Raw genomic sequence first — 25,933 nt, 5'->3', positions numbered from 1 at the left:
TGGCTTAGGTAGGCTGGGATGACAATCCCAGCATCGCGCGGGGTGCGTGCATGGCAATGCTGGGTTTGGCAACCCAGCCTACGCTGTCAGGTGTGCGCCAGAGCGAAATCGATCGCCGCGCAAATGGCGGCCACTTGGGCGGCGATGCACTGCTCCGGATTGGCTTGCGGGCTGTCCGGATACACCTCGGTGGTGGTCTTGTAGCGTGCCGAGGTAATGCCCGCGCAAAGGCCAAGCTTGCGTAGCGGGTACTCGATGACCCCAGGGGCTACCACGGGCGAACCAATGATCTGGCCGTGCCGGTCGGCGGGGGCGATATGGGTAATCCTGGCCACGGCCGCGATGATGGCCTGCTGGAAGGCCGGCTGCGGATGCTCGCTGTCGTCCACCAGGTAGAAACCGTCCGGGACTTCGTCAGGCTCGTGCGCCACGCCGTCGCGGGCCGCCAGCGCCGGACGGAACTCGGATTCGTCGGTGTCGGTGGTTTCGTGCAGATCGATATGCATCAGCACGCTGTCGCGGAATTCCGCCACCAGGCGCAGCAACGCCGCCGATTCCCCGGCCGGGCTGAGGTCGCGGAAGGAACGGTTCGGGTCCACCGCATGCGGATTCCAGCGATGAATCCGCTCGTACGCCCAGGGGCTGATACATGGCGCGACAACGAGATTGATGCGGCCTGCGTAGGCCGATGCATGCTCTTGCGCAAATCGCAGCGCCCCGTGGACGCCGCTGGTCTCATAGCCGTGCACGCCTCCGGTCACCAGCATGCAGGGCAATTCGTCATGCCACGGGCGACTCTTGATGGCCACCAGCGGGTAAACGTCTGGTGAGTAATCCAACCGCCCGTATTCCACCACGTCGAACCGCGAACGTAGCTCGTCGACCACGCTCAACACATCCTGCTCGTAGCTGCGATGGCGAGTCTGCTTCGCCAGCCAGGCTGCGACCTCTGCGGAGCCCCAGGGGATGCCGGGTGTGCCGATGGGATAAAGGGCGGGAGTCGTCATGGGCTCGTTTGGCTCCTGAGGATGAGGGGGACGAGGCGAAGCGCCGTAATGTAGCACTGTGTCGATTTCTTGCCGCGTTGTTCGTCGCTAGGTCGGGACTCACCGCGCCAAGCCGGTTCAGGTCCCCAAAACGCCAACTTTGAACGATCCTGGAGCAAATACCATGAAGAAGTTCCTCGCTGTCTATCTCGGTACCGAAGCGTCCCGCAACGCTTGGATGGCCTTGGATGAGGCCGAGCGTCAGAAACGCGACAAAGCAGGCATGCAGGGCTGGAATGACTGGGTCCAAACCCACAAGGATTCGATCGTGGAATTGGGAGCTCCGCTGGGCAAGACTTTGCGTGCCTCCCGCCGTGGCATCGACACGGCCAAGAACGAACTGTGCGCTTTTACCGTGGTGCAGGCCACATCGCATGAGCAAGCGGCGAAACTGTTTGAAGACCATCCGCACTTCATGCTGTTTCCCGGCGAATCGATCGAGATCATGGAGTGCCTGCCGATTCCGGGCTAAGCCTGCTGCATGCATGCCAATGCTGGGATTATCATCCTAAGCCTACGTTTTGCGGATGAACCCGATGTACAGCGTCACGATCGGTGAAACCGGCCTTGCGCAGGCGAAGCTGTCGCCTGCGCAAGCGTTCGATCTTTTTCCCACACGAATCTGGCAGGTGCCGCTCAAACAGTTGGCGCCCCGTTTTGCCGAATGGGTGCAGGCCATTCTCGCCATGCGGGCCGCCGCACCGGTGCCGGCGGGAAGAACCAACCGTGGCGGTTGGAACAGTGTCGACAATGCGGTGATGCAGCAGCCGATCTTCGCCGAATTGCATCAAGCCGTACGGCACTATTGCGCGCAAGCGTTCACGGAGATGGGCGTGGGCGCGCCGGCGTTCGAGCTGCAGTCATGGGTGAACATCCATGACCGCGGCGGCTTCAATTTCCAGCACATGCATGAAGGGGCCCTGCTCAGCGGCACGTTCTATCTGCAGGTGCCGGAGGGGGCGGGTGCGCTGGTGTTGAAGGATCCGCGGGCGGGGGTGCTGAACTCCTACGCCAGGGGCAACGGCGCCAACGCCTACAAGGATATCCAGTTGCGGCCTTCGGCCGGCCTGTTGGTGTTGTTCCCGCATTGGCTGGAGCATTTCGTGGAGCCGCACGAGCACGATGCGCCGCGGATTTGTATTCCGTTCAATGCGCTCAAGATTTGAGCTAGCCAGATCAGCTCCCTCCCCTACGTGTAGTAGGGGAGGGCTGGGGTGGGGTTGTACGAGCTTGCCGCAGTGTTTGAATTCACCGCGAGGTTGCTTCACCCCACCCCAGCCCTCCCCTGTGCAAGCAGGGGAGGGAGTCAGGCGCAAGCCACTTCACAAAACCGTCATGAGTACGCCATAGTCTGAGCAACCTTCTGGTTCGTGTGTAGCCTCTTTCGGCTAATGCGGTTGAGGGAGGCTCGATGCGGGAAAAGCATGCAACGTGGTCGGCGTTGTTCGCTGAAAAGCGCGCGACGTTGAGCAGCTATTTTCTTCGGCGGGTGGCGCACCGCTGGGATGCGCAGGATCTGGTGCAGGAGGTCTATCTGCGCCTGCTGCGCATCGAACCGGCGGATGCGGCGAATATTCGCAGCCCCGAAGCGTATTTGTTCACGGTTGCCGCCAACCTGGTGAAGGAGCACGCGGTATTGCGCCAGCAGCAGCCCCTGGGCAGCGACGAACTGGAGCAGGTGGTGGAGCAGTTGGTGGCGCCCACCAATCTGGAAGCGGACATGGACAGCGAGTCGCGCCAGCAGCGGCTGGCCGCACTGATCGATCGGCTTTCGCCCAAGTGCAAGGCGGTGCTGATCATGCATTACCGCGACGAACTGTCGTATCGGGAAATCGCCGAGCGCATGTCGATCTCGACGAACATGGTGAAAAAGTACATCGTAAAGGGACTGGCAGCTTGCCGGCAGAGGATGGCCGAATATGAATGAGCCGACGAATTTCGACGCGGCCCGCCAGGCCCGCCGCATCACCGAACAGGCAGTGAACTGGTACATCGAGCAGCAGGAGCCCCTGAGCGAGCGCCAGCGCGCGGCGTTCCTGGACTGGTTGCGCGCTTCGCCCAAGCACGTCGCCGAGTATTTCGCGGTGGCGCAGATGCACGGCGACATGAAGGCGGCCGCTTCGCTCAAGCAACTGCCGGCGGCAGAACTGGTGGAGCGGGCGCGGCGCGACAACCCAATCGTGATGTTCCCGCACAGGGAAAAAGCCATGCCAGAGCCGCGCCATGAGCAAGCGGCGCGCGGTACACGCCGCCTGCAGCTGCTGGCTGGTGCCGCAAGCGTCGCCGCCATGGCCTTGCTTTGGGCGGGTCTTACGCATAGGCACACGGCCGAGGCACGGCCCCAGCAGGCTCAGGTGCAGCACTATGCGTCCGGCAACGCCGCGCAGTCGCTGGCGCTGGCCGACGGCACCCTGATCCAGCTCGATCGCCAAAGCGAAATCGACGTGCGTTTCGACGACCACTACCGCCGCATCGAGGTGCAGCGTGGCCATGCCTTGTTCGACGTCGGCAAGGATTCCGCGCGCCCGATGCTGGTCAACGTCGGCGGGCATGTGCTGCAGGACATCGGCACCATTTTCGAGGTGCGGCGCGATGCCGGCGGCGACACCCTGACCGTCATCAGCGGTCGTGTGCGTGTACTGGACGCGCAGAACTCCTCGTCGAAGGGCGATGAACTGCCACTGCCAGGCGTGGCGATCGCGGACCTTACCGCCGGACAGCAGATCGAGCTGGATGCCTCCGGTGTGAGCCCTGTGCATCCGGCGCAGATCGCCCAGGCTACCGCATGGCTGCCGGCCGAGATCAGCTTCCAGCACGAAACCATCGCCAACGTGGCGCGCCGCTTCAACGCCTACACCAGCACGCCGCTGCAGATCGAAGGCGAGGAGATTGCCCAGAAGCGCATCAGCGGCGTCTTCCATGCCGACAATCCGCAGGCGTTCGTGGCGTACCTGTCCACCTTGTCGAACGTGCGCGTCATCCGTGATGCCGATCGCATTCGCGTGGTGGCCGCCCATCCGGTGCAGACCAGGGCCGCGCACCTGTAAGAAAAAATTCACCGAAGCGGCGGTACCCGGTTTGCCGCCGGCGGACTCTTGTAAAGGTATAGGCAGGCGATAAGCGCGGGAGCGGCTGATCGCCTGCATAGGCTTATCCTCTTAAGGGGTCCACTCCGCATGCGAAATCGTTTAGCGCTTCAAATCGCCCTTGTCTTAGGCACGGGCATGCCTTTGGCTGCGTTCGCGCAAGCCGCCACCACGACACACACCACGGCCATTGCGCCGATGCCGCTCGCCAAGGCCTTGCAAACCTTCTCGCATGAGGCGGGCCTGCAGATCGTATACGGCTCGGAGATCGCCGACAGCATCCGCAGCCCGGGTGCCGAGGCAGGGCTGACGCCCGAGCAGCAGCTGCGTCAGTTGCTGGCCGGCACTGGCCTCAGCTATCGCTTCGTCACACCGAACACGGTGACGATCGTCCCGGGAAACGTGGCAACCAATGCGGGCAATCCGGCCTCCGCTGCGGTAGCGACGGCCGGTAGTGCAGGCGCAGATGCAGTCAACCAGGGCACGGCTTCGTCCGGTGCCACCAAGACTGCCAAGGATCTCGAACGCGTGGTGGTCACGGCACGTTCCGGCGTGGACGTGCGTACGCGCGCGCAAACCAGCTACTCCATCACCACCATCGATGAAGACCGCCTGCGCATGCAGGCGCCGACCAGCGTGACCGAAGCGGTGAAATCCGTGCCGGGCTTCTGGGTGGAAGCCTCCGGTGGCGAGGCGAGCGGCAATATCCGCGCGCGCGGCATTCCGGTGGACGGCTTCGGCTCGGTGACGTTGCTGGAGGACGGCGTTCCCGTCCAGCACGATCCGGCGCTGGGCTATCTCAACGCCGACCAGGCGTTCCGCCTGGACGAAACGATCGAACGCGTCGAAGTGGTCCGCGGCGGCCCTTCCTCGATCTTCTATTCCAATGCCCCGGCCGGCGCGATCAACTTCATCCCGCGCAAGGTCGATGACATGGCCGAGGGACTGGTCAAGTACACCGCCGGCAACTACGGCCTGGGCCGGCTCGACTTCTGGTACGGCACGCCGATCGGCGACGGCTGGAAGCTCAGCACCGGCGGCTTTTTCCGCATCGACCACAATATCCGCAACCCTGGCTACAACGGCGACAACGGCGGGCAATTGCGCGCCTCGCTGTCCAAGCAGTTCGAGCATGGCGACTTCAGCCTGGACGTGAAGCGCCTGGACGACCGGGTCTATTTCGATCTGGGCCTGCCGATGTATCGCAACACCGGCGGCGACCTGGTGGCGGTGCCTGGCTTCAACGGCAACTACGGCACCGTGGCCGGTCCGGAAACCGAGCACGTGCAGCTGCAGCAAGGCAACGGCAGCTACTACAACTTCGACAATACTGTCGGCACCGACGTGAAGCGCACCCAGCTCACGCTGAAGTTCGACTACGATCTGTGGGACGGCTGGAAGCTGGCCGAAAACGTTCGCTACAGCGACACCGATACGCAGCGCAATGGCGTGTACCCGAATGCAATCGAGACGCCAGCCGCGCTCTATGCATCGGCGCAAGCGCGCCTGAAGAAATACTATCCGACCGCCTCCGGCATGGACCTGCAGTATGCGGATTCGGGCGCCGTGTTCGGCCCCAACCAGAACGGCAATGGCCTGGTCATCCTCGGCGGCCTGCGCGGCATCACCATGCCGGTGACCGAGGTGACCAGCGATACGCGCTTGATGCGCAAATTCCAGTTCGGCGATCAGACCCATGACGTGACGTTCGGTTACTACCACGCGTACTTCAAGCAGAGCTTCGATCGGTATTCTTCGGTGGTGCTGCTGGATTCGCAGCAGAATTCCAAGCTGCTGAACCTGGAGGCAGTGAACGCGGCAGGACAGACGCTCGGGCCGTTGACCAGCGACGGTATCTACAACAACGGCTACGAATGGGCGCATGCGCATGGCACGTCCAAGACCGATGCGTTCTATTTCTCCGACGAATGGCAAATCAACGACAAGCTGCGCATCGACGGCGGCGCGCGCTGGGAGCGCGTGAACACCACCGGATGGACCGAGAACCCCGCCACAGTGAACCTGGGCACGCCGTGGAGTTCGAGCATCACTACCGGCAGCGGCCAGTACGCGTCCTACAATGACTACTTCCACAAGCTGGGCTGGACGGTGGGTGCGAACTACCAGTTCAGCGACGCCCAGGGCATCTTCGCGCGCTACACCTCCACCTTCCGCCTGCCCAACCTCAGCTCGTACATCACCACGCCGACCGCCAAACCGGTGATCCAGACCATGGTGCTGCCGGAAGTGGGCTACAAATACGCCAACCGCTACATCGAAACGTACGAGACGTTCTTCTACACCAAGTACAACAACGTCGGCTTCAGCAACTACGTGTTCAACCCCAACACCGGCGCGTCCACCGCGCAGACCGGCTACGCGAACACCGAAACCTACGGCCTGGAGCTGGAAGGCACGATCTATCCCTGCAAGTGGTTCGACCTGCAATACAGCGCCACCCTGCAGGATCCGCGCTACAAGGGCTTGCGCTACACCACCATCCAGGCGGGCGCGCCGGTCCTGCTCGATTACAACGACCACTATCTGATTCGCATTCCGAAGAAGGGCTTGCGTCTGGTGCCTGGCGTGAACCTGCTCAACCACAAGCTGCGCTTGCAGCTGACCTACGAGTACGAAGGCAAGCGCTACTCCGACACGGCCAACTCGGTGGTGTTGCCGCAGTACAACGTGCTCAGCTTCAGCGCGCGCTATCAAGCCTCGCCGAACCTGTCGTTGTTCCTGTACGCGGACAACCTCACCAATTCGCTGGGCCTGACCGAGGGCAACCCGCGTGCGGGCGAATTGAAGAGCGCCGATGCGGGCGCGACGGTGTTCATCGCGCGGCCGTTGCTGGGCCGGTCGTTCAGGGCGTCGGTGATGTATCGGTTCTGATGCGGTAACAGATATGCGCCTCACCCCACCGTCATTCCGGCCTGCGCCGGAATGACGGTGAGGGTAGAGGCAGCATTGCGGCGAATCCACCCTCTTGCCTTGAAGCGGGCCAAAGCCATGAAAGCGCTATTCCGACCAAGTTCCATCCTTGTCTTGGCCCTCGCGATCCTGCTCACGTTCATCGCCTGCACCGCTCATGCAGACGGCAATGCCCCCGACCTGGTGCTGCAGGGCCAGATCCAGCCGAGCGAAAACCACAGCTATCACCCCGTTCCCTTCATCGTTCCGGCCAACGTCACGCGCATCACGGTCGAATTCGACTACACCGGCCGCAAGGACCACACCACCATCGACCTCGGCCTGCTCGGCCCGGACGGTTTCCGCGGGCAGGATGGCTTTCGCGGCTGGAGCGGCGGCAGCAAGAAACTCTTCACCCTCAGCGCCACCGACGCCACGCCATCGTTCCTGCCTGGGGCGATTCGTCCCGGACCCTGGACCTTGCTGTTGGGCATTCCCAATATCCGCCCGAACGTCACCGCCGGCTACACGGCAAGGATCTGGTTCGGACATCCGGGCGATCCGGCCTGGCTGCCGGAAGTGCTGAATCCGCCGCTACGCCGTCAAGCGGGCTGGTATCGCGGCGATCTGCACATGCATGGCGCGCACAGCGACGGCAGCTGTAACAGCCAGAGCGGCAAGCAGCGTGTGCCGTGTCCCTTGTTCCTGACCATCGACGCCGCACTCCAGCGCGGGCTCGACTTCATCGCGCTCAGCGACCACAACTCGGTTTCGCAAGCGAACGATATCCGCGAGCTGCAGCCCTATTACGATCAGCTGCTGCTGATGCCGGCACGCGAAATCACCACCTTTACCGGCCACGCGAACCTGTTCGGTTCGGATGAGCCGATCGATTTCCGGGTCGGCAGCGCCAGCGTGCCGGATTGGAACACCTTGCTGCGCAACGCGGCGAAGCTGCATGGCCTGGTTTCCATCAATCATCCTATCCGTCCCGATGACGAGGACTGCATGGGCTGCGGCTGGGCAGCGGCCAAGCCGGTCGACATGCATCTGTTTCAGGCCGTCGAAGCGGTGAACGGGTTGGACGCCATGCTGCCCGATTCGGGCATCCCGTTCTGGCAGCACCTGCTCGACCAGGGCTATCGCCTGACCGGCGTGGGCGGCAGCGACAACCATGATGCCAAACAGCTGCTCGGCGCCCTGGTCGGTACGCCCACTACGGTGGTGCATGCCAGCGAGCTGTCGATGCCGGCGATCCTGGACGGCATCCGCGCCGGTCACGTGTTCATCGACGTGCAGGGCACACGCGATCGCATGCTGGATCTGACTGCCGGCGCAGGCTCGGAAACGGCGGAAATGGGCGATACGATCGCCGCGGTTTCAGGTCAGAAGGTGCGGTTTACCGTCACTGCCTCGGCACCGGAAGGCGCCCGGGTGGAGCTGCTCGTTGATGGCAAGCCCTGGCAGCCGGGGGCCGATCTGGCCATCCATGGGAAGTTGAGCCGTTCGTTCGACTGGCCGAGCGACGGTCAGCGGCACTGGATACGCGCCAATGTGCGCGGCAGCGGCGGGGATTTGCAGCTGGTAGGAAACCCTATCTATATCAATCACTAACCGCTATTCGTGCGGCGTAGGCTGGGATGCCAATCCCAGCTTTGTCCGAGCGTTCCTGATGCTGGGATTGCCATCTCAGCCTACGCGCTCCCAGCCTACCTGACGTCGAGCGTGATCGGTCGCACATTTTTGGCAGGAGCCTTGCATCAGCCTGGGCAAAGGGGTTGACCCGTAACCGAAGGACCCGAGCACCATGCTCGCCAGGCGCGATCCGCATGGCCTATGGCCGCTGTTCGCTGCGTTCGCCATTACCGGTGGCCTGTCGTTGTATGCGCTGGCGCTGGCAAGGGCGAATCACAGCCCGGTTGCCTTGTGGCTGGCCAACGGTGCCCTGGTCGGCTGGCTGGTGCAGCGCCCTCTGGCGCGGACATGGCCGCTGCTGCTGGCGTCCTTTCTGGGTTTCGTGGCCGCCAAGCTGTACCTGGGCGATGCCCTATCCGAAGCTGTGCTGATCGGCGTGTGCAACGTACTGGAAACGGCGATCGTCTGCGAAACGATCCATCGCCGCTTTCCGAGCATCACGCCGCACACCCGTTTCATGGATCTTGCGCGCGTCGGCGTGCTGAGTGCGCTGGCCGCAAGCGTCATCTGTGCACTGGCCATGATGTGGATCATGAACCTGTGGGCACAGCTAGACGTGCTGATGGTCGCCAACACGCTGTTTCGCGCGCATTTCGTTGGCATGGTGATTTCGGGCAGCACCTCGTTGGCGATCGTCACCCCCTACCTGTGGCGTTTGAAACCGGCCAGACCCGGGACGCTGGTGCGCGATCTGGGTTTGCTCGCGGCCCTTACCGCAGGCGTGCTGGTGGAGTCGCGCGTACCTCTGGTCTTTCTCGTCTATCCGCAGCTGTTGTGGCTGGTGTTCCGTCACCGCTTCGTCGGCATGGTGGTCGGCGTGGCGATGATTGCCGTGGGTGTAAGCCTTGCCACCACCTTGGGCATCGGGCCCTTCAACCTGGTGGTCGGCGCCACGCCGGCCTTCCGTGTGGCGATGGGCCAGGTATTCATCGGCGTCACTTGCCTGGTGGCGTTGCCGGTCGTCCTGGCGCTTTCGGAGCAGGACCGGTTGCGCAAGCAGATGCAGGAAAGCGAACTGCGCTACCGTCTGCTGGCCGACAACAGCGGCGACCTGGTGATGCGCATCCGCAGCAACGGCGATCGCATGTACGTGTCGCCTTCCGTCAAGGATCTGCTCGGCTGGGAAGTGGAAGATTTCCAGCGGCCGCGGCCGGACCTGATTCACCCGGATGACCGTGAGCGTATAGCCTCCGAAGTGGCCAAGCTGCGCATGCAGGGCGGCGACACCACGGCCACGTACCGGCTGCAGCACAAAGACGGCCACTATCTGTGGATCGAAGCGTTTGCGCGCCTGGTGCCCAGCCCCGATGGCGACGATGCGAAGGACATCATCTACACCGGCCGCGACGTGACCGAGCGCGTGTGCATCGAACAGGCTTTGATGGAAAGCCAGTCGCAGATGCGCACCGTCACCGACAATATCCCTGCGGTGATCGCCCGCATCGACATGGATGAGCGCTACACCTACGTCAACCGCTTCGTCGAACAGATCTCCGGCGAAGTCCCGCCGGAGATCATCGGCAGGACCGTTCACGAAGTGCGTGGCAATGCACTGTACGACCGCCTGAAACCCTATCTGGAACGCGCCTATGCCGGTCAGCCGGTGATGTTCGAGTACGAGGCGACGTATCGCGGCAAGCCCATGCACTTTCAGTCCCATTACGTTCCGGACCGCGATGCGCACGGCAGGGTGCGCGGCGTGTACGCCCTCACCACCGAAATCACCCATATCAAGAACACGGAGCGCGAGCTGCTGCGCATTGCGCACCAGGATTCGCTCACCGGCCTGGCGAATCGGCGCTACTTCAGCGAACGCGTGCCGGTCTTCCTCAAGCAGGCGCAACAGCACGACATGGCCGTGTTGCTGGCGCTGGTGGATATCGACAACTTCAAGACCATCAACGACACCTACGGCCATGCGATCGGCGACGTGGTGCTGGCTGAAGTGGGCCAATGTCTGCAGAAGCTGGTGAGGGAAGGCGAAATCGTGGCGCGCATCGGTGGCGACGAGTTCGTCGTGGTGTGCAACGACATCAACAACATCAAGCAGGCCAAGGCGTTCGTGCAATCGCTGTGGGAACGCCTGCACATGGAGATCGACACGGGCGTAGCGCAGGTGAAGGTGAGCTTGAGCGTGGGCGCGGCCATCTGCTTGAACGAGATTTCGGCCGATGCCGTGATGAAACTGGCCGACGACGCGCTGTACAAGGCCAAGGAGGCGGGCAGGGACACCTATCGCTTCCTGACCCATGGCCTTGGCGACAATGGCGGCAACGACGACAACAGCAGCAGCGAGACAATCAAGCTGCGCCGGGCGCAGTAGGTGCACAGCCTCTCTCTCCCCTCCGCGCACCCAATTAACGCCATGTCTCTGCTACCGGGTATCTGCTCCCTCGCCTACGTGTAGTAGGGGAGGGAGCAGGTTGCCCCTAAGTCCAACTTCGTCTGTCCCGCATTGCATGGACGAGGTCGCTCGTCATCCCGGCCGTTTGCGTTGTTCCTAGCGAAAACGCGTGGTCACTGCCAGAGCGATGTGGTGGTGGGCGCTGCGGTCGGCGTAGGTTTCGGGATTTACGCGTCGCGGCGAAATTCGCCGCTGATCATCAGCTGGCTGCCGGGCGGGTTCCAGATCGGCTTCATTCATCGCTTCAAGTAGGCTTATGCTGCACAACCCGGTATTGCCATGCATGCAACCGGCGCGATGCTGGGACTGTCATCCCAGCCACCATGCGAATGCCTTCAGCGCATCGCGCTCGCCTGCAAAGATCCATCCCGCCACGCCAGTCCGAACCGCAACGACTGCGCCTGCGCCGCGATGCAGCCAATTGCAGCGGATCGGGCACTTACGGGCGTACATGAATTACAAAGTTGTAACGGGTGGGTAAGTGCCCGCTAAGGTTACCCGCCCACACTCATCAAGCCTTCCGGCAGGGAAGGTTGCGCTGGATTTTCGAGAAGACAAGGAGTTCACGCCCAACCCAGTACATCCCCTGTGTGTCGAGCATTCCTTTGAGCGACCCTACTACCGATCCTTGTTGCGCCTGTCTTCCCCGTGACGGGATTCACCGCATCCTGGTGTGCCGGCCGAATCACCGGCTGGGCAACATGCTGCTGATGACGCCCCTGATCGCCGAACTGGAGCGCCAGTACAAAGGCGCGGAAATCGACGTCGTGGCGGAAGGCCCGCTGGCCGCGGACGTGTTCGCCACGTTCTTCAGCGTCAAGCACATCTACTGCCTGCCACGGCGCGGTTTCAAGCACCCACTGAGCTTTCTTTCCCTGATCTTTCGAATTCGCCGGACCCGCTACGACTTGATCATCGATCCGTGCATCCGCTCCGGTTTCAGCCGCACACTGACGCGCCTTTTTCGCGGGCGTTACAAGCTTGGATTCAACGCTAAACGTGCATCGGCAACGCTCACGCACATCGTGCCGGAGACCATGGCGCCGCACCACATGGCGCAGCGGCCGGTGGCGTTGGCACGCTGGCACGCTACGCCGGCATCGAACGAAAGCCTCGGTTTTCCCGCCATGGATATCCGCCTCACCGCGGACGAGCGTGCCTGTGGCAGGGCCGTGGTGCGCGAACTGCTTACTCAACAATCACAACGAACTGTGCGCTGCGCTGTCGGCATCTTCGCCGACGCCACCGGCCGTAAATGCTATCCAGCCGAGTGGTGGAATGAGTTTCTGGCCACCTTGCGGGAAAGCTCGCCGCACTGCGCGATGGTGGAAATCGTCCCCATGCATGGCCGCTCGATGCTGGCTTCGCGCTGGCCCAGCTATTTCTCCAGCAGCATCCGGCGCATGGGCGCGGTGATGGCGGCGATGGATTTGATGATCAGCGCCGACTGCGGCGTGATGCATCTGGCCGTGGCCTCGCAGGTGCCGACGATGGGCCTGTTTTGCGCGACTGACGTGAAGGTGTATGGGCCGTACGGTGCGCGCAACAGTTCACTGCGCACCTGCGATATGTCGGCGCAGGAAGCTGCGCGGTGCGTCATGGAGGCCTTTGCGGATTTGTTCGGCGCGCCTGCGCCGCGGCCGAGCGGCGTGGTTCCCGCGCCGGTGCGGCTGGCGGGTGGGAGGCTGGGATGAAATCCCAGCATCGCGTGCGCTACATGCAGGGCAATGCTGGGTTTCGCAACCCAGCCTACAAGGCTTGATCGGAGGCCACAGGCTTCATCGCCGTCGCTTACAATCCCAGGCTGACTCCTGCGCCCTGCGCGCAGAACCCTAGCTGCCCACCCCCGCCGGCCGGCGCCTCGACGGCAAGCGGCGCTTTATCCGGAATCCCCCATGCCGAACGACCGCACCCAGGAACATCGCCTGCGGCCCAGCGCCACGCACGCCTCGCGCTGGCCGCTCATCGCCCTGATCTGTCTCGGACTGCTGCTGGGCTTTGCATTCCAGGGCACGCGCGGTCTGTGGAGCCCGGACGAAGGGCGCTACACGGTGGCCGCGCTGCAAATGCTGGACACCGGCAACTACCTGGCGCCCGCCTACAGCCCGGACGAGGTCAACTTCTCCAAGCCGCCGACCACCTACTGGGTGATCGCCGGGTCGATCAAGCTGTTCGGCCGTAACAGCTGGGCCGTGCGCGTGCCTTATGCGCTGGCCTTCGTGCTGATTCTGCTGCTGCTGCATGCCGCTGGCCGGCGCCTGGTTCCGGCCAAACCCTGGCTGCCTGGGCTGGTGTACGGCTGCGCGGCGGCGCCGTTCATGGCCGGCAACATCGTCAGTACCGATGCCTTCCTCACGCTTTGCGAAGCGCTGGCCATGCTGGGCTTTGTGTGCGCCGCCTTCGATGAAAAGGAACGCGGCCGCCGGCGTTACGTGTTGCTGATGTGGCTGGGCTGGGGACTGGCCTTCCTGACCAAGGGGCCGCCGGGGCTGATGCCGCTGCTGGCGGTGATCCCCTTTGTCGTGCGCCGCGACGGCTGGCGCGGGCTGGGTCGGTTTTTCCCGCTCAGTGGCATCGTGCTGTTCCTGGCGGTCGGCCTGTCCTGGTATGCGGTGGTGGTGTTGCGTTATGCGGGTCTGCTGCACTACTTCCTGCACCAGGAGGTGTACAACCGTGTGTTTACCGCCGCGCACAAGCGCAATTCGGGATGGTTCGGCTGGATCAAGATCTATCTGCCGGTGCTGGGCCTCGGGCTGTTGCCGTGGTGGCCGGCGGCCGGGCGCGTGATCCGCCGCTGGGTGTCCGCCGAACGCTGGCGCGCCCAGGCCAGCCCCCGCGCTGAGACCGGTATCGAGCCCGGTGTCGAGCAATTCCTGGTGCTGTGGTTCCTGATCCCGTTTGTGGTGTTCTGCCTGGTGCAGTCGCGCCTGCCGCTGTACATGTTGCCGCTGTTCCTGCCGCTGTCCCTGCTGATTGCGCTGGAACTGCGCGATCGCGTCGACCTTCGCCAGACCCGGCAGCAGGTGCTGTTGGCAGCGTGGGTGGTGGTCTTGCTGGGGGTAAAGGCCGGTGTCGCTTACGGCTGGCATCCCAAGTACGACAACCGCCAGATGGCCGCCGAACTGCGCGCGGCCACACCCACCGGGCAATACCAGGCGCTGATCTTCGTCGAGAACACCGAGGCGGACTACACCATCGAAGAGGCCACGCCCTGGGGCCTGCGCATGTATCTGGGCAAAACCGTGTACGGCATCCCCTGGCTGGCGCCACAGGGCGCCGACGCGCTGTGCCACGCCCTGCACAACGAGGGCAGGGCGCTGGTGGTGATCGATCCGCTGCTGGGGCCGGAGGCGATCAAACCGGCCTTGCAACGCTGCCCCGGGCGCGTCAGCGAGGTGGGGACGTGGCGGGGGAACGCCTTGAAACTCATAGCGTTTTGATACCTCCAGGCGCCCCCTTTCGATAGCAGGGCGCCATGGGCGGTTTCACATCCTGCCGAGTCCGGCATCCAGCCCTTCCTTTACAATGCTCGATTGGGCCTTCACGCCCCCCGGAATCGATCAGAGCCCCTTGCATGTGTGGAATTTGCGGAATCTTGAGTCGGGATGCAGGACATCCGCCGCCATACCTGGAGCAGCAAGCGAGCACGATGCTCAACGCCCTGGCCCATCGCGGGCCGCATGGCGATGCCTTCGTTTCGCGGCCCGGCCTCGCCATGGCCACCAATCGCCTGGCGATCCGCGGCGTGGATCAGCACCAGCCACCGCTGCTGGAATATGAAGCCGGGGTGATCGTCGCCTGCAACGGCGAAATCGACAACCACCGCGAACTGCGCGGCTCGCTCGCCGAAGCCGGGCATGCCATCACGCAAAGCACTGACATTGCCGTACTCGCGCCGCTGTATCTGGAGCAAGGACTCTCGTTTCTCGAACACGTGCAGGGCGTATTCGCGCTGGCGCTGTGGGACAGCCGCCACCAGCGGCTGATTCTGGCGCGCGATCGCGCCGGCGAGCGTCATCTGTACTACGCCGTGATCGGCCAGACCGTGTATTTCGCTTCGGAGCTGGCTGCACTGGTCAAAGCCTGCAAGCCGGACCTTGAGATCGACGCGACGGGCCTCGCCCACTATCTGCGCTCCGGCTACTGCCCTGCGCCTGCCAGTCTGCTCAAGCACATCCACAAAGTATGCCCGGGCGAGATGGTCGTGATCGAACCGACCGGCATCCGCCATCAGCGTTATTGGCAGTTTCCGGCGGAAAAAGCCGGCAGCACGCCATCGCCAGGCAGCTTCGATCCGGTCTTCCGCGAAGCCGTGCGGCGGCAAAGCGATATCGACGTCGATTACGGCGTGCTGCTCAGCGGCGGCATCGATTCGGCCTTGATGACGGCGGTGGCGCGCAGCATACGGCCGGAAAAGAAACTCTCCGCGTACTGCATCCGCTTCTCCGAAGCATCCTTCGACGAAGGCCAGCACGCGGCCCAGCTTGCCGAACAGCTGGGCTGCAACTTCGTCGAGGTGAACGTAACCGCGCAGGATGTACCGCGCACGTTGCGCGAACTGATCCGCGCCAACGGCGAACCGCTAGCCGATCCGGCGTGGATTCCGCTTACGCTGGTGACCAAGCGCGCTTCGCAGGACGTGCGCCTGTTGCTGGCGGGCGAAGGCGCGGACGAACTGTTCGGCGGCTACCCCACGTATCTGGGCGCGCGCTGGGCCAGTCTTTACGCCAACCTGCCGCCGCCGGTGAAAGCGCTGGCACAGCGGGCGATCGAAGCGCTGCCCACCAGCGACAAGAAGGTCACGCTCTCGTTCCTGCTCAAGCGTTTCATTCGCGGGCAGGAGCTGGACGGCCTGGCGCGGCATCTGCTGTGGACCGCGAACATTCCCCCCGTGTGGCAGCGCAAGCTCGGCATCGCTCCGCCCGTCGATGACACCCGGCACGATGCCTCGCGCCTGATCGACACCATCCAGCGCTACGACTTCGGCAACTCGCTGCCGGACGCGCTGATGGCGAAAGCAGACCGTGGCGCGATGTTGCACGGCGTGGAAATCCGCGCGCCCTTCCTGGACCAGAGTGTGATCGAGTTCGCTGCCAGGTTGCCGGTGGAGGCACGCGTGCGCGGTCTCACCACCAAGGTGTTCCTCAAGCGCTATGCGCTGGATTACCTGCCCAAGGAAGTGATCACGCGCCGCAAACGCGGCTTGTCGGTACCGCTTGCTGCGTGGTTGCGCGGGCCCTTGCGCGATTGGGCGCAGGCGCACGTTACGAGCGCAGGTCTTGCCGCGGTAGGTATCGACACGCGCGCCGCGCATGCACTGTTTGACGAACACCAAGCGCGTGCCAGCGATCATGCGCGCGCGATCTGGACGTTGATCGTGTTGAGCGAGTGGTTGCAATGGCTCGATAGCGAACGTACGGCAGTGGCTGTGCAGAAAGAGCCGGTGCTGGCGCGGCAGTTTTGAGGCCGCACCAGCGTCGTAGGCTGGGTTGCAAAACCCAGCATTGCCCTGCCTACAACCCGCGCGATGCTGGGTTTTGCAACCCAGCCTACGCGGCTGCGCTAGCGGGACTTAGTGCCCCAGCAATTCGTTGACGATCAAGCCCGTCGCTATCGCAACGAGCACATACCCGCCATCATCGCCTTGTATCCATACATAGCCGGGCGGCGGCGCATACAAGTGGTAACGGCCGTAATCCTCCACGTAGTACTCGCGTACGCGATAACGCTCCGGCAGATACTCGCCACGGCCGTAATGCTTGTCCCAACCCCGGTGGCGGCCATGGTCGTGATGTTCGCCGTCATCGTCCCATTTATCGTGTCCGTGCCCATGGCCATGCCCGTGATCATCATCCTGGTCGCCCCAGCCGTGATCGTGATGGTCCTGCGCGTAAGCGGCCGTGGTGGTCATCAGCATCGGTACTGCGGAAAGCAAGGCCAGTGCTAGAAGGTGGCGTTTCATACGGATTAACCGTGTAGGTGACTCGGCCTTAGTGCCGTAAGGTAAAGACTAGCCCTACCACCTGAATGCTCTCCATCCTGGGCCATGCTGCAGTTGCGAACGGTTTCGCAGTTCAGACACGCGAAGCCCCCCTCCCCCCGGCGGTGCGGGGGAGGGGCGGTTCGCGGCCAGCATGAACGCATCACTCCTGGTCGAAGTCGAACGGCGGCGTCAGGCCGGTGAAGTCGCCGATCTGCTTGGCGTCATACGGGCCATTGAGGTCGTCGAAGCCATTGCCCGGAATATTCAGGTCGCCCTGGTCGAACACGATCTTGCCGCCCGGGGTAACCTCGATCACGCGGTCGTTGAACTGGTCACTGATCAACGTATCGCCGTTGTGCAGGCGTATCGCGCGCGTCGGCAGCGGAGTTGGATTGCTGCCCGGCTGCAAATTGGTGATGTATTGCCACACCACGTGGTCGCTGCCGTCCACCTCGACAGCGCGGCTGTTGTTCGAATCGGTGAGCAAGGTATCGCCGTTCGGCAGGCGGCTGGCGAACGCCACGCCACTGGCCGAGCCCCCGGCAGTGAATTGCTTGACGAACTGCCCATTGGGCCGGATCTCGATTGCGCGGTTATTGTTTTCATCGGCGATCAGGATGTGCCCGTTTTCCAGCGCTTCGGCGCTGTTGGGATTATTGAGCTGGTTCGCGCCACTACCCGCCGTGCCGGTGGTGCCGTACTGCCATACGATCTGGTGATTCAGGTTGACCAGGATGATGCGTTCATTGACCTGATCGGTGATCAGTACGTGCGGGCCAGGGTGGCCGGGGAAGTTGATCAGGAACAGCGAATGCACAGGTGTGTTCAATTGGTTGGGCCCTGAACCGCTCACCCCGGCCTGGCCGTATTGCCAGATGATGGTGCCGGCCGTATCCACGATGATCACGCGGTTGTCCGGGCAGCCGGCCGGGTTGGAGCATCCGGGGAAGCCCGGCGGGGTACCGGTGCCGGCAATCAGTGTGAACGGTCCAAAGCGTTCCGCATCGTTGGTGCCGACTATGCTGTGCGGACCGGGCAGGTCCGAGCCGTTGCCGAAATGCCACACTATCTGGTGCGTCAGGCGATTGATTTCGATCACGCGATTGTTGAACTGATCGGCGATCAGGATGTGGCCGGTGTCGCTCTGCGCGGCCGCGGCCCTCGAATACAGGATGCCGGTCGCCACGCCTGCGATGGCCAAGCTCGCGATGATGGAATGAATGAGTTTCCTTTTGAGCAGAGTACGTCTCATGTCAGATCCCTCCTTCAGGGATGAACGATGCGCCCGAGGGCATGCATTCCCCGCCTCCCATGCAGGGCATGGGAGGTGTGTGTGCCGTGAGGACAAAACAATCAGATCAGTCGGATGCCCACGCCCATAGCATCACCACGCATACGAGATGCCTAGAACCCAGGCGTTGCGGTTTGCGCCTGCAGCGGATGGATAGCCAAATGCGGCATCGGCAGCACCACGCGTCGTGGTCCAGCTCAGCTGGAAATTCCAGGGCTGCAAGGCGAACCCGATGCCGGCCCGAAAATCGGAATGAAAGCGGCTGACGTGGTACTCGGCCACATCGCCGGCGCGCCGCAGGTAACCCGCATGCGCAAACGCGTACCACGGCCCGGCCAAGGCATGGCTGTCGTTGAGTTCGGCGTACCACACGGCATAACCGGCTTTGAAGTAATTCGGCGCGTAGTAGATGCGGCCGGTCAGTTGCCGAAACGTGAGGCCCGTATAGGCTTCAGCGTAGGCATAGGACTCATGGCCGGAAAAACGCGTATAGCGCACACCGCCTTCCCAGCTGAAGTCCGCATTCAAGCGATGCGCGTAGCCGGCATAGCCAAGCAGTTGTGCGGCATGACGCGAATCGAGTCGTACGTTGGACATCATGCTTCCCGCGTACCAACCGCTGGCCGGCCAGTCATAGTCGAACGACAATTGTGCGGCCGGTCGGTCATCGCTGAGGGATACACCGCGAAAGCGGTAGTCGGAAACAAAGCTTGCGCTGCCGGTCAGCTGCGCCCGGGCCTGCATCGCAAACAAGGCGAGAAGCACTGCCACGACGACTCGTAACACAAGGCCTACTCATCGGCGCGGCCTCCCCAAGGATGCATGCGCCAAGGCACAGTCGCAGGTGCACCGACGGCTTACCTGCGCCAGGGCGGCGCATGCATCGATCGACATCGGCCGCATTGAGGCCAAGCCTAACGCAGTCCTTGCGTGCAAAGCGTCATGCAGCTGCGTCAGCGTGATGTCAGGGGACAGTTCGCGCAGCAGTGCGGCCAGGCCGCTGACCTCCGCCGCCGCAAATGACGATCCGTTCACCAGATTCCAGCGTGGGCCGGGCTGGGTGGTGGGAATGTCCTCGGCCGGTGCCAGCCATGCGCCCGCCACCTGGATCGGGGAGTGTTCGCTGGCTACCGCCAGCACGCCCGGATGGGACGCCGGAAAGCCACCGTCGGCAGCGTTATCGTCCACCGCGCTCACCACCGTAATGTGCCGTGCCAGCGCCGCATCCAGCAGGCGTTGCAGCAAGCGGTCATTCGGCCCGGTCAGGCTCAGGTTGATGACCTGCACGTGTTTTTCCAGCGCATATTGCAAAGCTTTGGCCAGGGTGAAGCTGTCGCATGCCGATGTCGCGCTGCCGTCCGCAAGCTGCCAGCAGGCACGCAGAGCGAGCAGGCGCGCTTGCGGAGCAATGCCCACGATGCCCACGCCATTGCCTTCACGCGCGACGATGATGCCGGCCACTTCGGTGCCGTGCAGTTCGGCGCGATAGCCGCCGTCGTCAACGAAATTGCGTTGTTCGATCACCTGGCCGGTGAGATCCGGATTGGTCGTATCCACGCCGCTGTCCACTTCGGCGACCTTTACGTTTCGACCGGTCGCCAGCGCGTGCAACTCGGCGAGATGCCACTGCCTGGCGGTCGGCTGCAGCGGATACAACGGATCGTCCTTGGCCAGGGTGTGGAAGGCCAGCCTGGGTTCGGCCGATTCCACTCGGGTGTCGTGCGAAAGCAATTGGGTGACATCGCTTGCCGACGTGCCGGGCGCGAGCTGCATCACGAAACAATCCAGTCCGAGCGCCGGCATCGGCCAGCTGTCGACGAGTTGCAGGCCGTATTGCCGTGCAAGCGCGCGCGCGATGCGCTTGTGTGCGGTCTCGGCGGGGGAGGTGGTATAGCTGGCGACATAACCGTCAGCCGCATGCAGATGTGGCGCGGCTGCACGCAGCATGACCAGCACTTGCGTGGGCTGCTGCGTTTCCGCCAGCGCTGCGGCACAAGGGCCTAGCGCGAAGAATACGGCAGCGAGCAGCCAGGCGCGCATCATGGATTGCCACCCGAGCTGAGATCTTCCACCAATGTGACCTGCGGCGAGCCGGCCAGTATCTTGCGTGCGGATGCCTCGCGCGCATCGGGCACGCGCAGCACGTAAGCACCTTCCGCCGTGGGGCCGCCCACGATGCGCGCACCGCTTTCGCGCACCAGCGTGCGCATCTGCGCTTCATGGGTTTGCGCATCGAACACCACCACCAGCAGCGCCCCCTTGTCACCCGGTGCGCTCAAGGTGTGATAACGCACATGCGGCTGGCTCAGTAGTATCACGCCCAGCGCGAGAATGATCAGGGCCTGCGCTACCGCGAGCCAGGCCAATCGCTTTTCGCGCCGCCGCCACATGGATGAAGCAGGGGATGCACTGCGCTGCTTTCGCGTGCGCTGATGCGGATGCTGCATCTTCGGCGATACGTCATCCTGTTCGGCCTGAGCGGCGAACTCTTTCTGCACCTCGCGCAACCATGCCACCTCGTGCTGGCAGCCCGCGCATTCCGCCAGGTGCCGTTCGACGTGAAGTTGTTCATCAGCTTGAAGCGTTCCGTTCACGTACCACGGCAGCAGCCGGTCGGCTTCGGCGTGGATCGAACCTTCGAACTTGATCACGCGACCGCTCATATGGCCTCCCGCTGCGCTGCCAGCGACGACCTCAGCTTGCGCCGTGCATAGAACATGCGGGTTTTCACCGTATCGACGGGGCAGTCCATGATCTCGGCGATTTCACGGCAGGCGTAACCGAAGTAATAAGTCAGTTCCATCACCGCGCGCTGCTCTGGCGAAAGCCTGCCCAGCGCTTGCTCCAGCTGCTTGTGCATCTCCAACTGCTCAAGAGCGTCGTCGGGGCCGGGCGCAGGCAGATCCTCTTGCTCGTATTGCTCGGTTTGCTGCAGCTGGCCCAGGCGTCTGAGTGCCTTCAGCGACTGGCGATAGGCGATGGCGAGTATCCAGGTGGATACCTTCGAGCTGTGGTTGAAGGTATAGGCCTTGCGCCACACCACCATCATGGTGTCGTCGAGGATCTCCTCCACCAGCGCAAGCTGCTTGGTCACGCCGTACACGAAGCGGCGCAGGCGCGGGTTGTACAGGCGGTACAGCGCCTCAAAGGCGTCCTTCTCCTCAGCCGCCACACGGCTGAGCAGGGCCGCCTCCTCGTCTACCGAGACGTTCTCTTTTCCCCCTGCCGAATCCGCCCGCTCCTGGCGCATGGCCGTGCCCCGAACATTGGTGCTTGTACGGTTGATACCTCGCCGGCGTGGTTCGGTTCAATCACCCGTAGCGGCGTAGGCTGGGTTGTCAAACCCAGCATTGCCATGTTTGCACCCCGCGCGATGCTGGGATTGCCATCCCAGCCTACGTAAATTCGTGCAAGGGAGGGTAAAACTCTGCTATTGCGCTACGTAGCCGCCATCCACCGCGATCGATTGGCCGGTCAGATAGCGTGCCTTGTCGCCGGCCAGAAACACGATGGTCTGTGCAATCTCATCCACATCCGCCGCACGCTTGGCCGGGATCGAGGCGAGAAAGCCTGCCTTGCTCTCCTCCTTGCCGCCGGTGAAGCGGTCCAGCATCTTGGTCTGAACCGGGCCGGGTGCCACGGCGTTGACGCGCACGCCCACGGCGGCGCCTTCGAGTGCCGCGCTCTTGGTGATGCCTTCCACTGCATGCTTGCTGGCCACATAGACCGAAGCGCCGGCGATGCCGACCTTGCCGGCGACGGAAGAGAGGTTGACGATCGAGCCGGAGCCCTGCGCCAGCATCGCGCGCATCTCGTGCTTCACCGCCAGCAGCGTGCCGAGCACGTTGGTGGCGAAAATGCCTTCGTAGTTCTCGATGGTCTGATCGGCGATGGGAGCGAGTTCGCCTTCGGTGCCGGCATTGTTGACGGCGACGTCGAGGCGGCCGAAGCGAGCAATGGTTTGCTCCACCAGCTTGCGCACGTCGTCTTCGAAACGGACGTCGGCGCGAACGAATTCCGCTTGCACGCCCATGCCGCGCAGCTCGGCGGCCAAGGCGTTGCCTTCTTCTTCGCGACGGCCGCTGACCGTCAGATGGGCTCCTTCCTTGGCGAAGGCGATGGCGGTGGCGCGGCCGATGCCGGTGAGTGCGCCGGTGATCAGTACGACTGGGGTATGCATGGCGGTGCTCCTGGAATGAATGAGTGAGTGGGTTGCCGGAGCGAACTTTGCGCGCGTAGCGGCGATGCCGGTAGCCGGCGAGTGGAGATATCACCCAGTCCTCGCAGGAATAGCTCCCCCGATCAGGGTTGAGACGAACGAGCATGTTTTTGAGAAGAGGCGGCATTAAGCGTCCAGCGCTTCCTGCCTAAAGTGAGCCCATCCCAACCCCAACGGAGTCACGACAATGTCTCGCATCCATACCCCCGCTCTCGACACGGCTACCGGCGCCACTGCCGAGGTCTATACGCAAATCAGGAAGGCGGCCGGTAGCGTGCCCAACACCTACGCCGCCATCGGCGCCCTCAACCCGGCCGCGCTGAAGGCCATGCTGCAAGCGGACGCCGTGCTGGCGGGCGGCACGCTGGCCAAGCAGGACGTGGAAACCATCAAGCTCGCCGTCAGCGCCGCCAGCGGCTGTGACTACTGTGAAGCAGCGCATAGCCTGATGGGCAAGCTGGCCGGCTTGAAGCCCGATGTGCTCAAGCAGATCCGCAAGGGCGAAGCCAGCGGCGACGCCAGGCGCGATGCACTGCTGCAGTTCGTGCTCAAGCTGGTGAAAGGCAGCGGCACGCTCAGTGACGCGGATTTCGCCGCGATCAAGCAGGCTGGCTACACGGATGCGCAACTGGTGGACATCAGCCTGGCGATCGCCGGCATCACGTTCACCAACGTGTTCAATCGCATCAATGACACGACGCTGGATTTTCCGGCGGTGGAGCGGGTGTAAGCCACCTCACTCTCGCATGCAACGGCGCGTAGGCTGGGATGACAATCCCAGCATTGCGCAGGGTGCCTGCATGGCAATGCTGGGTTTTGCAAACCAGCCTACGCGTTACGTGGAATAGGGGCGGGGGCGAAAGCTAATTCCCCCCGCGCCGCCACCCCGCTGGCGTCACCCCCATATGCAGCTTGAAGGCCCGTTGAAACGCCGCCTCCGATTGATAGCCCACGCTCTCGGCAATTGCCCCGGTAGAAGCCGACGACGTACGCAGTTCATTCGCCGCCACCGTCATGCGAATGTCCGTCAACAGATCGCTGGCCGAACGGCCAAGCTTTTCCTGGAACAGGCGCACGAAGGTCGCGCGCGACATGTTGCACAGCTGCGCCAGCGCAGGCAGCGTCCATGGATGTCCGGGGTCGTGGAAGAGCGCGTCCAGCGCCGGCGCCAGCCGCGGATAACCGGCCAGGGCCAGCAATCCCGCCGGCACCTGGTCGGACTCGCTGGCAAACCGCAGCGTCAGTGCGAACAGCGCCGTCGATAGCGCGTTGAGCATGGCGCGCCCGCCGAGACTGTCGCTACCCGTTTCCACGCGCATCAGCGCCAGCAGGTTGGACAGATGCAGGCCTGTATCCGCCGCGCCCTCGGTGCGTTCGGCCGAGTGCGCGATCAAGCGCGTCGGCAGGTAAGCGCGCAGCAAGCGGGCATGCACGGGGCTAAGCACGAAGCGGCCGCACAACATGTCCAGCCGCGCGCCGACTCCGGCGTTTTCGCTGACAACCAGGTTCGCTACGGCACGCTCGCGTGACCGCTTTGCGCGCCTGCCGCCGCCATCGTGCAAGGTATGCGCATCGCCGTCGGCAAGCAGCACGATGTCGCCTGCAACAAGCTGCTGCGGTTTTCCCCCGGCAGGGTCTTCCAGCACGGCCGTTCCGCCGAGCATCACGTGATAAGGGATTTCGCCGGGTGCCGATTCGCTCTGGTCGATACGCCAGGGCGCGCCATACAGGCAGCGCAGATCGAGCTGCCCACGCACGGGCGTGATCTCCAGCAGGCGGCTTAGCCAATCCAGGGGTGGCGACATGCGGGACCTCGTTTGAGACGAATTAGCATGTATATGAGCTATTACAACATTAACCGGCTCAAGGTGGCTGCGTAAAGTGTCCACATTCATTCGCCCACCTATCGAGGACCGTCACCATGAACATGCTCATCCGCTTCCTGGCCCAATCCGGACTGCTCAAGAAGGATTTCGATTACCACCTGCTACGCGCTTCGATGGTGATCATCTTTGCCTTCTTCGGCTATCAGAAGTGGTTCGACTACGAGGCCCAGGTGCTGATTCCCTATATCAGCAACGGCCCGCTCATCTCCTGGATGTATCCGGTGTTCGGCATCCGTGGCGCCAGCACCTTTCTGGGGGTTTCCGAATGGACCTTCGGCGCGCTGATCCTGGCCGGGTTCTGGAACAAGCGCCTGGGTGTGCTGGGTGCGGCGGGTTCGGTCGTCACTTTCATCATGACGGTCACGATCATTCCCTTCATGCCTAATGGCTGGGCCGCTTCCGCCGGCGGTTTCCCGGCGATGGTCGGCAATGTTCCGTTCCTGATGAAGGACGTAGTGCTGCTGGCCGTGTCGGTCTACCTGCTCAAGGAAGACGTGGCAAGGGCGGTTTCGTCCAGCCATTGAGCAGGCGGATTCCTTGCAGGAATGAAAGCTATGCGCGCGCCGCGGGTTCTGCCCGCGGCAGCCGGTCAGCAACATGGATGCACCTCGAACTCATAGGAGTCCATGTCATGTCACTGCAAGCCACTCTCGACGCCTTCAAGGCGGATTTTCGCGCTGGCAAGCCTCCCTATAACGCACCACCGGAAATCCACCCGATCATGGAACGCGCGACGCAGGAACTGATCGCCTCGGGCCAGGCCGGCCGCGCCCTGAAGGCCGGCGACCGGGCGCCGAACTTCATCTTGAACGACGCCCATGGCCAGCCGGTCTCCTCACGGGAACTGCTTGCGCAAGGTCCGTTGGTGATCAGCTTCTATCGCGGAGTATGGTGTCCGTATTGCAACTTCGAGCTCCAGGCGCTGGAAGCTGCGCTGCCCGCTATTCGCGCAACCGGTGCCAGTCTGGTGGCGATTTCGCCGCAGATCGCCGTGAACAGCCTGAAGTCCACGCGCACCCACAAACTCAGCTTTCCGATCCTCAGCGACACCCACAATGACGTCGCAGCAGCCTTCGGTATTCGCTATGCGTTGCCGAACTATCTGGTCGAACTCTACAGGCAGCTGAAAAACAACCTGCCGGCGTTCAACGGCGAAGACAGCTGGACGCTGCCCATTCCGGCCCGCTACGTGGTGGCGCCCGACGGCACCATCGTGTATGCCGAAGTGAATCCGGACTACACCCACCGTCCGGAGCCGGAAGAATTGTTGCCCGTTCTAAAGCAATACAGTGTTGCGTGAGTCGCCCGGAATGTACCCCCTCCCCTGCTTGGCACTTGATTAGCGTCGAGTCTCAGTAGGGTTTCGAAGATCCCGCTCCGGCAAGGGGCGGGATCGGAGTAAGCCGGCAGCCA

At 63.1% G+C, this 25,933-nt stretch carries 22 protein-coding genes; 13 read left to right on the top strand and 9 right to left on the bottom strand.

The features are described from left to right. Nucleotides 1–86 precede the first annotated feature (86 nt). Nucleotides 87–1,007 carry a M14 family metallopeptidase gene (locus EKH80_RS22415; RefSeq protein ID WP_126687033.1) on the bottom strand — a complete coding sequence of 307 codons (921 nt, stop codon included), beginning with the start codon at nt 1,005–1,007 and terminating at the stop codon, nt 87–89. Between the two features lie 163 nt (nt 1,008–1,170). Here EKH80_RS22415 and EKH80_RS22410 point away from each other — a divergent pair, with 163 nt between their 5' ends. From EKH80_RS22410 to asnB, 10 genes are all read left to right on the top strand, one after another. Continuing rightward, the gene (locus EKH80_RS22410) at nt 1,171–1,518 is read left to right on the top strand and encodes a hypothetical protein (RefSeq protein ID WP_126687032.1); all 348 of its coding nucleotides are present in this window, start codon (nt 1,171–1,173) and stop codon (nt 1,516–1,518) included. A 64-nt stretch (nt 1,519–1,582) separates the two neighbouring features. Next, complete coding sequence (locus tag EKH80_RS22405) at nt 1,583–2,212, top strand: TIGR02466 family protein (RefSeq protein ID WP_158628922.1); 630 nt, start codon at nt 1,583–1,585, stop codon at nt 2,210–2,212. Nucleotides 2,213–2,457: 245 nt separating this feature from the next. Beyond that, nucleotides 2,458–2,973, top strand: a complete 516-nt coding sequence (locus tag EKH80_RS22400; protein ID WP_126687030.1) for an RNA polymerase sigma factor — start codon at nt 2,458–2,460, stop codon at nt 2,971–2,973. Further along, the gene (locus tag EKH80_RS22395) at nt 2,966–4,093 is read left to right on the top strand and encodes a FecR family protein (RefSeq protein ID WP_126687029.1); all 1,128 of its coding nucleotides are present in this window, start codon (nt 2,966–2,968) and stop codon (nt 4,091–4,093) included. The genes EKH80_RS22400 and EKH80_RS22395 overlap by 8 nt, the downstream gene beginning before the upstream one ends. 177 nt (nt 4,094–4,270) lie before the next feature. Next, on the top strand, nt 4,271–7,024 hold the full coding sequence (locus EKH80_RS22390) for a TonB-dependent receptor (RefSeq protein WP_230473885.1): 2,754 nt from the start codon (nt 4,271–4,273) through the stop codon (nt 7,022–7,024). A gap of 117 nt (nt 7,025–7,141) precedes the next feature. Beyond that, nucleotides 7,142–8,656 carry a CehA/McbA family metallohydrolase gene (locus tag EKH80_RS22385; RefSeq protein WP_126687027.1) on the top strand — a complete coding sequence of 505 codons (1,515 nt, stop codon included), beginning with the start codon at nt 7,142–7,144 and terminating at the stop codon, nt 8,654–8,656. Nucleotides 8,657–8,849: 193 nt separating this feature from the next. Beyond that, on the top strand, nt 8,850–11,060 hold the full coding sequence (locus tag EKH80_RS22380) for a sensor domain-containing diguanylate cyclase (RefSeq protein ID WP_126687026.1): 2,211 nt from the start codon (nt 8,850–8,852) through the stop codon (nt 11,058–11,060). A 686-nt stretch (nt 11,061–11,746) separates the two neighbouring features. Further along, on the top strand, nt 11,747–12,835 hold the full coding sequence (locus tag EKH80_RS22370; RefSeq protein WP_126687025.1) for a glycosyltransferase family 9 protein: 1,089 nt from the start codon (nt 11,747–11,749) through the stop codon (nt 12,833–12,835). A 201-nt stretch (nt 12,836–13,036) separates the two neighbouring features. Then, nucleotides 13,037–14,581: an ArnT family glycosyltransferase gene (locus tag EKH80_RS22365; protein WP_126687024.1), complete on the top strand. Its 1,545-nt coding sequence runs from the start codon at nt 13,037–13,039 to the stop codon at nt 14,579–14,581. A gap of 35 nt (nt 14,582–14,616) precedes the next feature. Beyond that, nucleotides 14,617–16,605, top strand: a complete 1,989-nt coding sequence (gene asnB, locus EKH80_RS22360) for an asparagine synthase (glutamine-hydrolyzing) (protein ID WP_126687023.1) — start codon at nt 14,617–14,619, stop codon at nt 16,603–16,605. A 108-nt stretch (nt 16,606–16,713) separates the two neighbouring features. On the opposite strand, the gene EKH80_RS24370 is transcribed toward asnB, so the two are convergent. The 7 genes from EKH80_RS24370 to EKH80_RS22325 all read right to left on the bottom strand — a co-directional run bounded on the left by EKH80_RS24370 (nt 16,714) and on the right by EKH80_RS22325 (nt 22,595). Further along, nucleotides 16,714–17,103, bottom strand: a complete 390-nt coding sequence (locus tag EKH80_RS24370) for an RcnB family protein (RefSeq protein WP_126687022.1) — start codon at nt 17,101–17,103, stop codon at nt 16,714–16,716. Between the two features lie 181 nt (nt 17,104–17,284). After that, nucleotides 17,285–18,376, bottom strand: a complete 1,092-nt coding sequence (locus EKH80_RS22350) for an NHL repeat-containing protein (RefSeq protein WP_126687021.1) — start codon at nt 18,374–18,376, stop codon at nt 17,285–17,287. 132 nt (nt 18,377–18,508) lie between these two features. Next, on the bottom strand, nt 18,509–19,186 hold the full coding sequence (locus EKH80_RS22345; RefSeq protein WP_126687020.1) for a TorF family putative porin: 678 nt from the start codon (nt 19,184–19,186) through the stop codon (nt 18,509–18,511). A gap of 24 nt (nt 19,187–19,210) precedes the next feature. Further along, nucleotides 19,211–20,458 carry a S8 family peptidase gene (locus tag EKH80_RS22340; RefSeq protein ID WP_126687019.1) on the bottom strand — a complete coding sequence of 416 codons (1,248 nt, stop codon included), beginning with the start codon at nt 20,456–20,458 and terminating at the stop codon, nt 19,211–19,213. After that, a complete protein-coding gene (locus EKH80_RS22335) occupies nt 20,455–21,078 on the bottom strand; it encodes a zf-HC2 domain-containing protein (RefSeq protein ID WP_126687018.1) in 624 nt (207 codons plus the stop codon). Before EKH80_RS22335 ends, EKH80_RS22340 begins: the two co-directional genes overlap by 4 nt. Then, nucleotides 21,075–21,665 (bottom strand): RNA polymerase sigma factor, encoded by a 591-nt coding sequence (locus tag EKH80_RS22330; protein ID WP_126687017.1) that lies wholly within the window; start codon nt 21,663–21,665, stop codon nt 21,075–21,077. Before EKH80_RS22330 ends, EKH80_RS22335 begins: the two co-directional genes overlap by 4 nt. A gap of 180 nt (nt 21,666–21,845) precedes the next feature. Further along, entirely contained in the window at nt 21,846–22,595 is a 750-nt protein-coding gene (locus tag EKH80_RS22325) for an SDR family NAD(P)-dependent oxidoreductase (protein WP_126687016.1), read from the bottom strand. 226 nt (nt 22,596–22,821) lie between these two features. Between EKH80_RS22325 and EKH80_RS22320 the strand changes: the two genes are divergently transcribed. After that, a complete protein-coding gene (locus tag EKH80_RS22320; protein ID WP_126687015.1) occupies nt 22,822–23,364 on the top strand; it encodes a carboxymuconolactone decarboxylase family protein in 543 nt (180 codons plus the stop codon). 133 nt (nt 23,365–23,497) lie between these two features. Here EKH80_RS22320 and EKH80_RS22315 read toward each other — a convergent pair whose 3' ends face one another. After that, entirely contained in the window at nt 23,498–24,439 is a 942-nt protein-coding gene (locus EKH80_RS22315; protein WP_126687014.1) for an AraC family transcriptional regulator, read from the bottom strand. Between the two features lie 116 nt (nt 24,440–24,555). Here EKH80_RS22315 and EKH80_RS22310 point away from each other — a divergent pair, with 116 nt between their 5' ends. Together EKH80_RS22310 and EKH80_RS22305 are read left to right on the top strand one after the other, a co-directional pair. After that, nucleotides 24,556–25,044, top strand: coding sequence for a YkgB family protein (locus EKH80_RS22310; RefSeq protein WP_126687013.1), 489 nt, complete (start codon nt 24,556–24,558; stop codon nt 25,042–25,044). 107 nt (nt 25,045–25,151) lie between these two features. Next, the gene (locus tag EKH80_RS22305; protein ID WP_126687012.1) at nt 25,152–25,820 is read left to right on the top strand and encodes a peroxiredoxin-like family protein; all 669 of its coding nucleotides are present in this window, start codon (nt 25,152–25,154) and stop codon (nt 25,818–25,820) included. The last annotated feature ends 113 nt before the right edge of the window (nt 25,821–25,933 follow it).

It is taken from the genome of Dyella choica (assembly GCF_003977665.1).
Taxonomy (GTDB): Bacteria; Pseudomonadota; Gammaproteobacteria; order Xanthomonadales; family Rhodanobacteraceae; genus Dyella_B; species Dyella_B choica.
Note: the sequence above shows the minus strand (reverse complement) of the source record. Positions and strands in the feature narration are given on the sequence as shown.